This is a genomic window from Actinomadura luzonensis, assembly GCF_022664455.2.
In the GTDB taxonomy this organism is placed as follows: Bacteria; Actinomycetota; Actinomycetes; order Streptosporangiales; family Streptosporangiaceae; genus Nonomuraea; species Nonomuraea luzonensis.
Genome location: NZ_JAKRKC020000002.1, coordinates 1,584,624 through 1,599,352, shown reverse-complemented (window position 1 = coordinate 1,599,352; position 14,729 = coordinate 1,584,624). Strand labels below are relative to the sequence as shown.

Annotated in this window: 6 protein-coding genes and 3 rRNA genes; 4 read left to right on the top strand and 5 right to left on the bottom strand. The window is 67.9% G+C overall.

The features are described from left to right. Positions 1 to 2: 2 nt before the first annotated feature. Positions 3 to 455, bottom strand: coding sequence for an Lrp/AsnC family transcriptional regulator (locus tag MF672_RS37690; RefSeq protein ID WP_242382230.1), 453 nt, complete (start codon positions 453 to 455; stop codon positions 3 to 5). A gap of 83 nt (positions 456 to 538) precedes the next feature. Here MF672_RS37690 and MF672_RS37685 point away from each other — a divergent pair, with 83 nt between their 5' ends. Next, the gene (locus MF672_RS37685; RefSeq protein ID WP_242382231.1) at positions 539 to 1,162 is read left to right on the top strand and encodes a LysE family translocator; all 624 of its coding nucleotides are present in this window, start codon (positions 539 to 541) and stop codon (positions 1,160 to 1,162) included. Positions 1,163 to 1,205: 43 nt separating this feature from the next. On the opposite strand, the gene fxsT is transcribed toward MF672_RS37685, so the two are convergent. From fxsT to MF672_RS37660, 4 genes are all read right to left on the bottom strand, one after another. Then, positions 1,206 to 4,850: an FxSxx-COOH system tetratricopeptide repeat protein gene (fxsT, locus tag MF672_RS37675; protein ID WP_302893393.1), complete on the bottom strand. Its 3,645-nt coding sequence runs from the start codon at positions 4,848 to 4,850 to the stop codon at positions 1,206 to 1,208. 923 nt (positions 4,851 to 5,773) lie between these two features. After that, positions 5,774 to 5,890 (bottom strand): 5S ribosomal RNA (gene rrf / locus MF672_RS37670). Between the two features lie 77 nt (positions 5,891 to 5,967). Further along, a 23S ribosomal RNA gene (locus MF672_RS37665) occupies positions 5,968 to 9,072 on the bottom strand. A gap of 298 nt (positions 9,073 to 9,370) precedes the next feature. Next, a 16S ribosomal RNA gene (locus tag MF672_RS37660) occupies positions 9,371 to 11,126 on the bottom strand. Together the 16S, 23S and 5S rRNA genes form the textbook arrangement of a ribosomal RNA operon. A gap of 455 nt (positions 11,127 to 11,581) precedes the next feature. Between MF672_RS37660 and MF672_RS52535 the strand changes: the two genes are divergently transcribed. The 3 genes from MF672_RS52535 (at position 11,582) to MF672_RS37645 (ending at position 14,577) form a co-directional block, all read left to right on the top strand. After that, positions 11,582 to 13,192: an AI-2E family transporter gene (locus tag MF672_RS52535; RefSeq protein WP_507161386.1), complete on the top strand. Its 1,611-nt coding sequence runs from the start codon at positions 11,582 to 11,584 to the stop codon at positions 13,190 to 13,192. Continuing rightward, positions 13,189 to 13,368, top strand: a complete 180-nt coding sequence (locus MF672_RS37650) for a hypothetical protein (protein ID WP_247815639.1) — start codon at positions 13,189 to 13,191, stop codon at positions 13,366 to 13,368. Before MF672_RS52535 ends, MF672_RS37650 begins: the two co-directional genes overlap by 4 nt. A gap of 381 nt (positions 13,369 to 13,749) precedes the next feature. Then, positions 13,750 to 14,577, top strand: coding sequence for a DUF4328 domain-containing protein (locus MF672_RS37645; RefSeq protein ID WP_247815638.1), 828 nt, complete (start codon positions 13,750 to 13,752; stop codon positions 14,575 to 14,577). The last annotated feature ends 152 nt before the right edge of the window (positions 14,578 to 14,729 follow it).

The window sequence follows — 14,729 nt, the reverse complement described above, 5'->3', positions numbered from 1 at the left end:
CCTCAGACGGGAAGCCCGGCGTCCGCCTTGACGGCCTTCATCGCCAGATGCGAGGTCACCTGCGCCACGCCGGGCACCCCCGACAACGTCTCGGAGTAGAAGCGCTCGTACGCCGCCAGGTCCGCGACCGCCACCCGCAGCAGGAAGTCGGGGTCGCCGAACAGCCGGTGCGCCTCCACGACCTCCGGCATCCCGGCCACCCGCCGCTCGAACTCGGCGACCGTGTCGTGGTCCTCGTACCGCATGACCACGGTCACGAACGCCTGGAACCCCCGCCCCACCGCGTCGCCGTCGAGCAGCGCCCGGTAGCCGCGGATCACCCCGGTCTCCTCCAGGTGGCGCACCCGGCGCAGGCACGGCGACGGCGTGAGGCCCACCCGGTCGGCCAGCTCGGTGTTGCTGAGCCGCCCGTCCTTCTGCAGCTCCCGCAGAATCATGCGATCGATCCGGTCCACGGCGCAACATTCTGCCACTGCAGCCCGTCGTCCGGCAGCAATCCACCATCGGCTGCCAACGCCTTCGTACTAGCGTCGGTCGCATGGACGCCGGACTGCTGCTGCTCTTCCTCGGCATGGACCTGCTGCTGATCTGCACGCCCGGGCCGGACATGTTGTACGTCACCGCCCGCGCGCTCGGGCAAGGCCGCCGCACCGGGCTCATGGCCGTGGCGGGCATCTGCTTCGGCTACACCGCGCACACCGCGCTGGCGGCGGCCGGGCTCGCGGCGGCGCTGCGGGCCGTGCCGGGCGCGCTGCCCGTGATGCGGTACGCCGGGGCCGCCTACCTGGTCCTCCTCGCGGTGCGCACGCTGGTGTCGTTGCGCCGCCGTGGCGGCCTCGCCGTCGCGCCCGCCCAGCCGTCCACCGCCGTGCTGCGACAGAGCGTGCTGACGGCGCTGCTCAACCCGAAGGGGCTGCTGCTGTACGTGTCGCTGATGCCGCAGTTCATCGCGCCCGGGACCGGGATGCCGCTGGGCGGGCAGCTCGCCGTGCTGGGGCTGCTGCACGTGACCGGCTGCGCCCTGCTGTACGGGCTGATCGCGGTGGCCGCGGCGCGCGCCGGGCACGCGCTGACCCGCACGCCGAAGGCCGCGCGGCGGGTGTCGGCGGTCTCCGGCACGCTCCTGCTGGTCGTCGCCGCCGCCACCCTCACCGCCCACTGACCCACCTCCCCTGCCTTCCACCCAGCGCCGGCCGCCACGCCGTTCAGCGCCGGTCGGCCGCGGTGGTCCAGCGGGCGAGCTGCTGCCGGGTGGCCCGGGACGCGGGGTGATCGGGCCCGAGCACCCGCTCCCTCACCGGCACCAGCGCCGCGTACAGGTCCCGCGCCCCCGCCGGGTCGCCCGCCCGTCCCGTCCAGTACGCCAGGTTCGCCCGCGCCGTGAGCGTGTCGGGATGCTCCGGCCCCTGCACCCGCTCCCTGATCGGCACCAGCGCCGCGTACAGGTCGCGGGCCGCCGCCGGGTCGCCCAGCTCGCCCGTCCACCGCGCCAGCTCGTGCCGGACCGTGAGCGTGTCGGGATGCTCGGGCCCCAGCACCCGCTCCCGGTGCGGGAGAAGGGCCGCGTACAGCTCACGGGCCGCCTCCGGGTTGCCCGCCTCCCCCGTCCAGTAGGCGAGGTTGTGCCGGTTGATCAGGGTGTCCGGGTGGTCGGGGCCGAGCGTCCGCTCTCTGGCCGGCAGCAGGGCGGCGTACTGGTCGCGGGCCGCCGCCGGGTGGCCGGCCTGCCCCGTCCAGTACGCCAGGTTGTGCCGCGTCGTCAGCGTGTCGGGATGGTCGGGCCCCTGCACCCGCTCCCTGACCGGCAACACCGCCGCGTACAGGTCCCGGGCCGCCACCGCGTCCCCCGCCTCCCCCGTCCAGCGCGCCAGCTCGTGCAGCACGGCCAGCGTGTCGGGATGCTCGGGCCCCAGCACCCGCTCCCGGTGCGGGAGAAGGGCCGCGTACAGCTCACGAGCCGCCTCCGGGTCGCCCGCCTGCCCCGTCCACTGCGCCAGGTTCGCCCGCGCGGTGAGCGTGTCGGGGTGGTCCGGCCCCTGCACCCGCTCCCTGATCGGCAGCAGCGCCGCGTACAGGTCGCGGGCCGCCGCCGGGTCGCCCAGCTCGCCCGTCCACCGCGCCAGCTCGTGCCGGACGGTCAGCGTGTCCGGATGATCCGCCCCGGACACCCGCTCGCGGACCACGAGCAGCTCCGCGTACTGGTCGCGAGCCGCCAGGGCGTCCCCCAGCTCGCCCGTCCACCGGGCCAGCTCGTGCCGGTTGACCAGCGTGGAGGGATGCTCCGGCCCCTGCACCCGCTCCTGCACCGGCAGCAGCGCCGCGTACTGGTCGCGGGCCGCCGCCGGGTCGCCCGCCTGGCCGGTCCACTGCGCCAGGTTGGCCTGCGCGATCAGCGTGTCGGGATGCTCCGCGCCGGACACCCGCCGCCGCACCGGCAGCAGCAGCGCGTACTGCCGGCGCGCCGCCACCGGGTCGCCGGCCTTGCCCGTCCACTGGGCGAGGCTGTGCCGGGTGGTGAGCGTGTCGGGGTGCTCGGGGCCGAGCACCCGCTCGTGGACGGGCAGCAGCGCCGCGTACTGGTCGCGGGCCGCCGCCGGGTCGCCCGCCTCGCCGGTCCACTGCGCCAGGTTCGCGCGGACGGTGAGGGTGGCCGGATGGTCGGGCCCGTGGACGCTCTCCCAGATCGGCAGCAAGGCCGCGAACTGGTCGCGTGCGGCGGACGCGTTGCCCGCCTGGCCCGTCCACTGCGCCAGGTTCGCCCGCGCCGTGAGCGTGTCGGGATGCTCCGGCCCCTGCACCCGCTCCCGGATCGGCAGCAGCGCCGCGTACTGCCGGAGCGCCGCCGCCGCGTCGCCCGCCTCGCCCGTCCACCGGGCCAGCTCGTGCCGCACCGCCAGCGTGTCGGGATGCTCCGGCCCCTGCACCCGTTCGCGCAACGGCAGCAGCACCGCGTACTGGCCGCGGGCCGCCGCCGCGTCGCCCAGCTCGCCCGTCCAGCGGGCCAGCTCGTGTCGCGCCGTCAGCGTCGAGGGGTGCTCCGGGCCGAGCACCGCCGTCAGCGCCTCGCAGATCTCCAGGAACAACGCCCTCGCCGTACGATGGTCGCCGCTCGCGCCCAGGTAGCGGGCCGTCTTGTCCATGCCGGGCGAGGACGCCCCGAGCACGGTGCGGATGTGCGGCAGCAGCCGGGCGTAACGCGGCCAGCTCTCCGGCCGCGCCGGATCCTCCGGCAGCACGCTCTCCAGCAGCACCGCCGCGACCTCCCGCCAGCGGCGCTGCTGCCGCGACGGAAGCTGGTCCAGCGTCACGGCCTGCACCAGCCGGTGCACCGACACGGTGCCGTCCACCGGCTGCGCGACCAGGCTGTGCCGCCGCAACGCCCCGATCGCCGCGTTGACCGCGACCGCGTCGCGCGGCAGCTCCTGCATCGTCAGGACGCCGCCCAGCCGCCGCCGCGCCTGCCGCAGCAGCCGTACCCGCGTGACCGGCACCCGCCCGTACACCTGCCGCCGCCGCAGATCCATCCGGAACAGCTCCAGCGCCGAGCGCCGCTCCACCTGCCCCAGCAGCAGCCGGTACGGGATCGCCTCGTGCGCGTAACAGGCCAGCACCCGCAACAACGCGATCGCCGACCGGTTGGAACGCTCCAAGTTCTCGAACGCGAGCTGCCACGTCGTCGTGACCTGCTCCCGGTACCCCCACGCCTGCCCCTGCGCCAGCAGCTCGGCCCGCTGCCGGTGCAGCAGGTCGAGATACCCGGCGATGGTCAGCCCGGTCTCCGCCATGAACGCCCCGGCCTGCTCCAGCGCCAGCGGCAACGCGCCCAGCTCCCCCGCCACCTGGGCCGCCGCCCGCGCGTCCTCCTGACCGGCCCGCGCCAGCACCAGCTCCGCCGCCGCCGACGGCTCCAGAACCGGCAGCTCCAGCCCCTGCTCCCGCGGCCAGTTCCCGGACCGGCTGGTCACCAGCACATGCCCCGGCCCCGCCGGCGGCAGGAACGGCCGCACGACGTCCGCCTCGGGCGCGTTGTCGAAGATCAGCAACCACGGCTCGGTACGGGCGGCCAGCGCGGCGTGCACCTGATCCACCGGATCCGCCCCCTGCACCGCCTCCCCCAGGCCGAGCAGCGCCGCCAGCCTCCCGAACGCCGCCGACAACACCGCCGGCTCCTCCGCCGGGAACTGCCACACCAGTTGGTAGCCACTCAGGAACCGATGCGCGTACTCCAACGCGACGCTGGTCTTCCCCACCCCTCCAAGCCCATGCACCACCACAACCCGAGGCCGCCCCTCGCCCCCCACGGCCCCCGCGGCCTCCCCCGCCACCGAACCTTCCGCCGAGCCACCCGCCGAGCCGGCCGTCGAGTTGCCCGTCCAGCCGTCCGTCGAGTCCGCCGCCGAACCTCCCGCCAGACCGTCCGCAGAACCCGGTGCCGCCCCCGCCGTAGACCGCGAAGAACCGGACCGCACACCCGCTGCCTCAACATCTGGTTCACCGCCTGGGCCTCGTTCGGCGCTCGCCGCCCCTCTGGCATTCGCCTCCTCCGACCCCTCCGATCCGGCGCTCCCCTCCCACCTGGGTTCCACCGCACCCCCGGCCTCCACCACGGCAGGAGCGACCGACGCCTGATGCTCCCCACCGACGCCTTCCCCCACCTCCGGAGCGGCCAACGGCACACCCGTGGGACAGGCGGCGCCACCCCCGACTCGACGCCCATCACCTGGACGGGCTTCCCCTTGACGCCCGTCACTCGGGCGGGCCTCCCCAGCCGCCGTCTCCGCCCCCGCCCGCACGCCCGCGGCCGCCCTGCCGACTTCCTGCGCACCCGCCTGCCCGGTACGCGTCGGCATCCGCCCGGTCGTCAGCCGCTCCCGCAGCTCCCGGACGACCTCTTCCCGCCCGATGAGCAGCGGCGGCCGCGGCTTGAGCTGCACCGGCCGGGTAGGGACCTGCGGCCGAGGCTGCAGGTGCACGTCCCCGACCACCTCGACATCGACCTCAACGTGCTCCCCGGTGACGGCCGTAGCCCCGTCCCCGGTCATCGCCACCCCGAGGTTGCTCCCCCCGACAGCGATGCCCCGCTCCCCGCGAGCAGCAGCACCACCGCCGCCGCCCTCGACGAAGCCCTCCGGCATCACATCCTCACCCCGCCGACCTACGCGCCTCCGCCCTCTGACCCGGCTCCGCCGCTGACCCGGCTCAGATTCCAAGCCTGAGTCCTGCGCATGGCTCGTCCCCGAGCCCGGTCCTTGTCCGCCCACCGGGCCTGGTTCCTGATCGCCGTCCTCATGAGAACCAGCCGACAGCGGCTCCTCCTCCGACCCTCGACCTTCGCCTTGGCCCGCACCCGACGGCGAGCTCGGCCCCTGCACCTGAGTCCCGTCTTCTCCCAAGCCGGGTCCCCGACTGCGCCCCGCCTCGTCCGCCGCCTCCTCTCCGCCGCCATCATCGGAAGGCGGCTGTTCCTCGGAACGCCACCGCGCGAACAACACCCATGCCCCCGCCACCAGCAGCCGGCCGGCTCTCCTGAACACGCGAATCAGCCCGATACGCGTGTTCATCACATTCGGCACCTTTACCGAATCACCGAGAGAGCGCCGCACTGGTAGGGAGGTCTGCCCTGAGGGGGAAGAGACCATCACCTACCCAGAGTGACGGGGTGACCTGCGAGCACGCCACCCGAAAGGTGATGTGTCCCGCTTCATCCCAGGCAATGACCTGGCAAAACAAGAAAGGCCCCGACGCTAGGCGTCGGGGCCTTTCCCTAAAGATTGTCCGGCGGTGACCTACTCTCCCACACCCTCCCGAGTGCAGTACCATCGGCGCAGAGAAGCTTAACTTCCGGGTTCGGAATGTAACCGGGTGTTTCCTTCCCGCCATAACCGCCGTAACCCTGAGAAACAACCAAACACACACAGGCGTGTTTGCTGTCTCAGAATTGCGTAGTGGACGCGAGCAAGATGCTTTGTGGTCAAGTCCTCGGCCTATTAGTACCGGTCAGCTCCACACGTTACCGCGCTTCCACCTCCGGCCTATCAACCCGATCGTCTATCGGGAGCCTTACCCCCTCACAGGGTGGGAGACCTCATCTCAAGGCGAGCTTCCCGCTTAGATGCTTTCAGCGGTTATCCCTTCCGAACGTAGCCAACCAGCCGTGCACCTGGCGGTACAACTGGCACACCAGAGGTTCGTCCGTCCCGGTCCTCTCGTACTAGGGACAGCCCCTTTCAAGTCTCCTGCGCGCGCAGCGGATAGGGACCGAACTGTCTCGCGACGTTCTAAACCCAGCTCGCGTACCGCTTTAATGGGCGAACAGCCCAACCCTTGGGACCTACTCCAGCCCCAGGATGCGACGAGCCGACATCGAGGTGCCAAACCATCCCGTCGATATGGACTCTTGGGGAAGATCAGCCTGTTATCCCCGGGGTACCTTTTAGCCGTTGAGCGACACCGCTTCCACACGCCGATGCCGGATCACTAGTCCCAGCTTTCGCTCCTGCTCGACCCGTCAGTCTCACAGTCAAGCTCCCTTGTGCACTTACACTCAACACCTGATTGCCAACCAGGCTGAGGGAACCTTTGGGCGCCTCCGTTACCCTTTAGGAGGCAACCGCCCCAGTTAAACTACCCACCAGACACTGTCCCCGATCCGGATCACGGACCAGAGTTAGACGTTCAAAACGACCAGAGTGGTATTTCACCAATGACTCCACCCGAACTAGCGTCCGAGCTTCCCAGTCTCCCACCTATCCTACACAAGACGCTCCAAACGCCAATGTCAAGCTGTAGTGAAGGTCCCGGGGTCTTTCCGTCCTGCTGCGCGAAACGAGCATCTTTACTCGTAGTGCAATTTCGCCGGGTCTGCGGTTGAGACAGCGGGGAAGTCGTTACGCCATTCGTGCAGGTCGGAACTTACCCGACAAGGAATTTCGCTACCTTAGGATGGTTATAGTTACCACCGCCGTTTACCGGCGCTTAAGTTCTCACCTTCGCCCCACAAGTGGAGCTAAGCGGTCCCCTTAACGTTCCGGCACCGGGCAGGCGTCAGTCCGTATACATCGTCTTACGACTTCGCACGGACCTGTGTTTTTAGTAAACAGTCGCTTCCCCCTGGCCACTGCGACCCCCACCAGCTCCGAGTGCAAAACTCATCACCAGCAGAGGTCCCCCTTCTCCCGAAGTTACGGGGGCAATTTGCCGAGTTCCTTAACCACAGTTCACCCGATCGCCTTAGTATTCTCTACCTGACCACCTGAGTCGGTTTAGGGTACGGGCCGCCACAACACTCACTAGAGGCTTTTCTCGGCAGCATAGGATCATCCACTTCACCACAATCGGCTCGGCATCACATCTCAGGATACATACGAGGCGGATTTGCCTACCTCGCTCCCTACATGCTTACCCCAGGACAACCATCGCCTGGGCTGGACTACCTTCCTGCGTCACCCCATCGCTTACCTACTACCCGATCGGATCGAGCGTTCGGCCTAACACCGTCTCCGAAGAGACAGCTGACTTAAGGACTCTTAGCATCACGAGGTTCGATATGGGCGCATTGAAGCGGGTACGGGAATATCAACCCGTTGTCCATCGACTACGCCTGTCGGCCTCGCCTTAGGTCCCGACTTACCCTGGGCGGATTAGCCTGCCCCAGGAACCCTTGGTCATCCGGCGCGAGGGTTTCTCACCCTCGATTCGCTACTCATGCCTGCATTCTCACTCGCACGGCCTCCACGGCTAGATCACTCTGCCGCTTCACCGGCCGCACGACGCTCCCCTACCCACCAACAACAAGACGCTGTCAGTGCCACGACTTCGGCGGTGTGCTTGAGCCCCGCTACATTGTCGGCGCAGAATCACTTGACCAGTGAGCTATTACGCACTCTTTCAAGGGTGGCTGCTTCTAAGCCAACCTCCTGGTTGTCTCTGCGACTCCACATCCTTTCCCACTTAGCACACGCTTAGGGGCCTTAGTCGGTGATCTGGGCTGTTTCCCTCTCGACTACGAACCTTATCGCCCGCAGTCTCACTGCCACGCTCTCACTTACCGGCATTCGGAGTTTGGCTGACGTCAGTAACCTTGTCGGGCCCATCGGCCATCCAGTGCTCTACCTCCGGCAAGAAACACGCGACGCTGCACCTAAATGCATTTCGGGGAGAACCAGCTATCACGGAGTTTGATTGGCCTTTCACCCCTACACACAGGTCATCCCCCAGGTTTTCAACCCTGGTGGGTTCGGTCCTCCACCCAGTCTTACCTGAGCTTCAACCTGCCCATGCGTAGATCACCCCGCTTCGGGTCTACAGCATGCGACTCAAACGCCCTCTTCAGACTCGCTTTCGCTACGGCTCCCCCACACGGGTTAACCTCGCCACACACCATAACTCGCAGGCTCATTCTTCAAAAGGCACGCAGTCACATCACACACCAGCAAAGCCGGTGTAAGCTCCTACGGCTTGTAGGCACACGGTTTCAGGTACTATTTCACGACCCCTCACCGGGGCACTTTTCACCTTTCCCTCACGGTACTCGTGCACTATCGGTCATCAGGGAGTATTTAGGCTTACCAGGTGGTCCTGGCAGATTCACACAGGATTCCTCGAGCCCCGTGCTACTTGGGATCCCCTCCAGCAGTCGACAAGGTTTCGCCTACCCGGCTCTCACGGTCTACGGCGCCCCTTCCCAGAGGCTTCGACTACCCCACCGATTTATCACTGCCCGAGACGGCGGCAGCCATCCCAAGAGGGTCCCACGACCCCGGACATGCAACGCCTGCCGGCTATCACACACGCCCGGTTTAGCCTCATCCGCTTTCGCTCACCACTACTCACGGAATCACTGTTGTTTTCTCTTCCTACGGGTACTGAGATGTTTCACTTCCCCGCGTTACCACCAACCGCCCTATACATTCAGGCGGAGGCAACACCACATGACTGGTGCTAGGTTTCCCCATTCGGACATCCCCGGATCAACGTCTGGTTGGCGACTCCCCGAGGCTTAACGCAGCCTCCCACGTCCTTCATCGGCTCCTGATGCCAAGGCATCCACCGTGTGCCCTAAAAAACTTGGCCACAAAGATGCTCGCGTCCACTATGCAAATCTCAAACAACAAACAGCAACCAGCTCCCGACCCGATCAACAGGTCGTTCGCTGGTCCTGTGCACCGAAGAAGACGACCAGCTCGCGCTGCCCGTTCCTTCAGGACCCAACAGTGTGTCCAACCGAAGCCGGCCCTCCCCCGCGCGTTCCCACTCCCCGAAGGGCGGTACCAGCACGCGGACAACCAGGCCAGGTTGAGTAGCCAGTGCTCCACTAGTGAGCTGTCACCCCACCGATCGTGCGCCGGTGACGGGTGAAGATGCTCCTTAGAAAGGAGGTGATCCAGCCGCACCTTCCGGTACGGCTACCTTGTTACGACTTCGTCCCAATCGCCAGCCCCACCTTCGACCGCTCCCCCCCTTACGGGTTGGGCCACGGGCTTCGGGTGTTGCCGACTTTCGTGACGTGACGGGCGGTGTGTACAAGGCCCGGGAACGTATTCACCGCAGCGTTGCTGATCTGCGATTACTAGCGACTCCGACTTCATGGGGTCGAGTTGCAGACCCCAATCCGAACTGAGACCGGCTTTTAGGGATTCGCTCCACCTCACGGTATCGCAACCCTCTGTACCGGCCATTGTAGCATGTTTGCAGCCCAAGACATAAGGGGCATGATGACTTGACGTCATCCCCACCTTCCTCCGAGTTGACCCCGGCAGTCCCCCATGAGTCCCCACCACCGCGAACGGCGTGCTGGCAACATGGAGCAAGGGTTGCGCTCGTTGCGGGACTTAACCCAACATCTCACGACACGAGCTGACGACAGCCATGCACCACCTGTCACCCAGCCCAAAAGGGAAACCCCATCTCTGAGGCGGTCCGGGTGATGTCAAACCTTGGTAAGGTTCTTCGCGTTGAAAAAAAAGAAAAAACAAGAAGCGAAGAAGAAGAAGGCCCCGAAGAAGAAGGAGGAAAAAAGCGAGAGAAAAGAGGAAGAAAGAAGGAAGAGAAAAGGAGAAGAAGAAGGAAGGAAGGAGGAGGTACAAACCATGCACACTGTACAGCTCTGAGCAAACCTTTTCTCTCACACTACCGGGTTTTTTCACACATACTCGACCTGCTCGTCTTTTTTTTCCACCTGCACTCACTCTTTGCCCTCCTCAAGACAGCAAGCGCCGCGGCACTGGTGGGCCCGTCAATTCCTTTGAGTTTTAGCCTTGCGGCCGTACTCCCCAGGCGGGGCGCTTAATGCGTTAGCTCCGGCACGGAACCCGTGGAAGGGTCCCACACCTAGCGCCCAACGTTTACAGCGTGGACTACCAGGGTATCTAATCCTGTTCGCTCCCCACGCTTTCGCTCCTCAGCGTCAGGTAAGGCCCAGCAAGCCGCCTTCGCCACCGGTGTTCCTCCTGATATCTGCGCATTTCACCGCTACACCAGGAATTCCACTTGCCCCTACCTACCTCTAGCCGGCCCGTATCCACCGCAGACCCGCAGTTAAGCTGCGGGCTTTCACGGCAGACGCGACCAGCCGCCTACGAGCTCTTTACGCCCAATAATTCCGGACAACGCTTGCGCCCTACGTATTACCGCGGCTGCTGGCACGTAGTTAGCCGGCGCTTCTTCTGCAGGTACACGTCAACTTCGTCCCTGCTGAAAGAGGTTTACAACCCGAAGGCCGTCATCCCCCACGCGGCGTCGCTGCGTCAGGCTTCCGCCCATTGCGCAATATTCCCCACTGCTGCCTCCCGTAGGAGTCTGGGCCGTGTCTCAGTCCCAGTGTGGCCGGTCGCCCTCTCAGGCCGGCTACCCGTCGTCGCCTTGGTAGGCCACTACCCCACCAACAAGCTGATAGGCCGCGAGCCCATCCCCGACCGAAAAACTTTCCACCACCATCCGATGCCGGAGGCGGTCATATCCGGTATTAGACCCAGTTTCCCGGGCTTATCCCAGAGTCAGGGGCAGGTTGCTCACGTGTTACTCACCCGTTCGCCGCTCGAGTACCCCGAAGGGCCTTTCCGCTCGACTTGCATGTGTTAAGCACGCCGCCAGCGTTCGTCCTGAGCCAGGATCAAACTCTCCAAACAATGACTGTTCGGACAGTACTGTCCAAGCAAGAATCCGTCATGAATGACGGGGTGATACATGTGTGATGCACATGCACTGGCTTTTAACACACTGTTGAGTTCTCAAGAAACGGACGCGTACATCGTCAGCCAGGCTTTCAAGCCTTGCGTCGGAGGCGTTTCGTTTCGGTCTTTCGTTGTGTCCTAATTCTTTCAGTCGTTCAGGTGGCTGTCAAATTGACCGGCCCTGCTCGACCTGCTGGAATTAATCCGCGCCCCGTTTCCGGGGCAACCCCTCTAACTTACCAGCCGTTTCGCATGCTTGCGAACGCCACCGAAGTGGAGGTGTCAGGAGGTCGTCCCCGAAGTGAGGCCGGCGATCACTGCCGTTCTCGCGGGACTGGTGAACTCTATGTACGGTCCCGGGAACCGTCAAATCGACGGCTCCCCCCGCGTGCACGGGGTAGGAACCGGGGGTGCGAGATCAACCCCTTCCCCGGGCGCTCATCATCCTGGTCGGCATCGCCGGCGCGGTGGTCGCCCTGTTCGGCCTGCGTGAGGTCAGCTCGATCGTCGGCCCGGTGGTGCTGGCCCTGGTCCTGGTGATCGCCGTCGCGCCCGTGCGCGGCTGGCTCGCCGCCAAGGGGGCGCCGGGCTGGCTGCAGGTCGCGGTGCCCTTCCTCATCGTCGTTCTGGTACTGCTGGGCATGGTGGGCATCCTGACCATCTCGGTCACGCAGCTCGCCTCGTTGCTGCCCACGTACACCGACCAGTTCCAGCGGTTGCTCGTGGACGCGCAGAAGTGGGCGGCCTCGTACGGGCTCGGGAACGACGTGCTCAGCAGGACGCTGCAGACGTTCGACCCGACCCGGCTGCTGGGGGTGGCGCAGAGCCTGCTGGGGAGCCTGATCGGTCAGGTCGACGCGGCGCGAGACGAAGTCGCCGTCCAGCACGATCTTCTGGCCGTTGACCAGCACGTAGTTCTGGTAGCGGGCCTCGATGGAGTTGCTGCCGACGGTGAAGCTGAGCGTGGCGTCGCCGGAGCCGAGGGTCGGGCCGACCCGCACCGGCGGGGCGTCGATCGTCCAGCGCAGCTCGGCCTCGCGCAGCGCGGCCTGGTCGTCGCCGCAGGCGCCGTCGCCCATCCGGTACGCCTCCCGCACGTCCTGGCCGGTGACGGTGGCGCCGTCGAGGACCAGAGCGAGGCCCGAGACGGTGAAGTCGTCGCGGTTGACGCCGCAGGAGTCCTTGTAGTCGCCGGCGACGAGCTTGATCACGTTGTCGCCGGGCACCAGGTGGCGGGCCGGGATCGCGACGGTGACGCGGCGGCCGGTGTAGGTGCCGCCGAGGTCGACGCGCTTGCCGTTGACCAGCAGGTGGTCGTCGTACTTGTCCTCGATGCCGTCGGCGCCGACGTCGAAGCTCAGCAGGGCCGCGCCGGTGCCGAGGGTGGCCCTGGCGGGCGGTTCGGCGTCGTCCACGGTCAGGGACCGCACGCCGCCGTCGCCGGCGGCCGGCACGTGGGCGAAGACCGGTTCGACGCCGGAGGCGAGCGTGCCGTCCACGGGCAGGACGCGGGGCGCGCCGGCCGGGGCGTTGTTGACCGTCACCGTGTTCCTGGCGGCGGCGCCGGAGGCGGTGGCGGCGGTCAGGACGTGCTCGCCGTTGGACAGGGCCGTGGTGTCGACGTCGGCGGCCAGGCCGGTGGTGGCCTTGGGGTCGGACCGCAGGAAGAACGTCAGCGTCACCCGCTTGAGCAGGGTGGTGTTGGTGCCGCAGCTGCCGTCGCCGAACGACAGCGTGTAGGGGTTGTCCTCGCCGTCGGCGACCTCGCCGAGCAGCTCCAGGCCGACGTCGGACAGCACGAAGTCGTCGTAGTTCTGGCCGCAGGAGGACGCGATGGCGCCGACCACGATCTCGACCGTGTTCTCGCCCTTGACCAGGTGCTCGCTGGGCACGTCCATGGTGGCGCGCTCGCTGACGTGGTCGCCGATGTCGGCGGTCGCCATGTCGGCGCGCCGCTGCAAGGCCAGCTGCCAGCGTGGGTGCTGATCGGGAAACGCCGATGCCGGCGGTGGCGCCGTTGACGAGGATGTGGCTGTGGTACTGCGCCTCGGTGGAGTTGGAGCCGACGTCGAAGGCGAGCCTGGCCAGGCCGTACGTGGGGGCGGCCTGGACGGCCTGGCCGTCGATCGCGAGCCCGGTGACGCTGTCGCCGGCGGCGACGGGGGTCGCGGCGACCTTGACCGTGCCCTCCAGGTAGGAGCCGGTCGCCGGGGTCAGCGCCGGCGGGCCCGGGCTCGCGGTGGGGGTGGGCGCGGGGGTGGGGCGGCCCCGGTCCTGCGAGCCGGGCGTGGGATCGGCGTGGGCCGCCGTCACCAGGCCGCCGGCCAGGACCACGGCGAGCGCCGCGGCGGTGACCAGGCGGCCCCGGCCACCCAATAACTTCTGCATCAGGTGCAGTCCTTCCGTGCGTGCATGCGCCCTGATGGGCGGACACACCCTGGTGGGCCCGGGTGAACGGTTCGCATGGAGGGGCTGAAGCGTGATCATCCATCACGAGAACGGAACGCGGGGCGGCCTCCCGGGTCGTGTCCCGTTGCATACTGGTACGTCCCCTTGATCTTCGATCGAAGGCGTCCAGATGTCGCATCCCTCTCCCGTACGTCCGGTCGCCGGCCTCGCGCGCGTCGCGATCGCGGGCCTCGTCCTCGACTCCGTCGTGGCGGTCGCCAGGGCGGGCGTCGACCTGTCCTACGCGGCGCTCGCCGACCGCCTGGTCACCGATCCCGGCCTGGTCGCCCCGGCCGAGCTGCGGGCCGGGGACCTGCTCGTGTCGGCGTCGCAGGCCGCGCGCGTCCTGGTCTTCCTGGCGGCCGCGGCGGCGTTCCTGGCGTGGCTGGCGCGCGTCCGGGCCAACGCGGTGCGGCTGTCGCCGGACGGGCACCGCTACGGCCGGTTCTGGGTGGTCGCGGGGTGGGTGATGCCGATCGGCTGGTTCTGGATCCCGCGGCACGTCGTGCACGACGTCTGGCGCGCCTCGGCGCCGCCGGCCGCGCGCGGCCTGGCGCTGATCAACCTCTGGTGGGCGGCCTGGCTGGTCGCGCACATGGTGTCGCGGACGAGCTGGGTGCTGACCGGGCTCACCGAGGACCCGGCGGGAACGGCCCTCCTGCTGAGGCTGGACGTGGCCGGGATCGGGCTGATGCTGGTGGCGGCGGTGCTGGCGGTCGCGGTGGTGCGCAGGGTCACCGGCGTGCAGGAGGCGCTGCGCCGGCCGGGCCCGGCCGGCCCCGCGCCCCTCGGCGACGCCCCGCTGAGTCCCGCGCCCCTCGGCGGCGCCCCGCTGAGTCCCGCGCCGCTGAGTCCCGCGCCGCTCGATCCTGCGCCGCTCGGCGACGCGCCCGCTGGTCCGGCGCCCGCTGGTCCGGCGCCGGCGGCGGCTGGTCCGGCGCCGGCGGCGGCGTCGTAGGGCGGCCTTCCCGCGTACGGCCGTGCTTCCTGCGAGGCGCGGTGGTCCGCGCCTCCCGGCCGGGTGAGGGCGGACCTCGCCCATCCCCTCGTCGCCCCGTCGCCACGCCCATCTCGTCGGCGCCGCGGACGGGCTCGGCCGCCGCTTCCCGC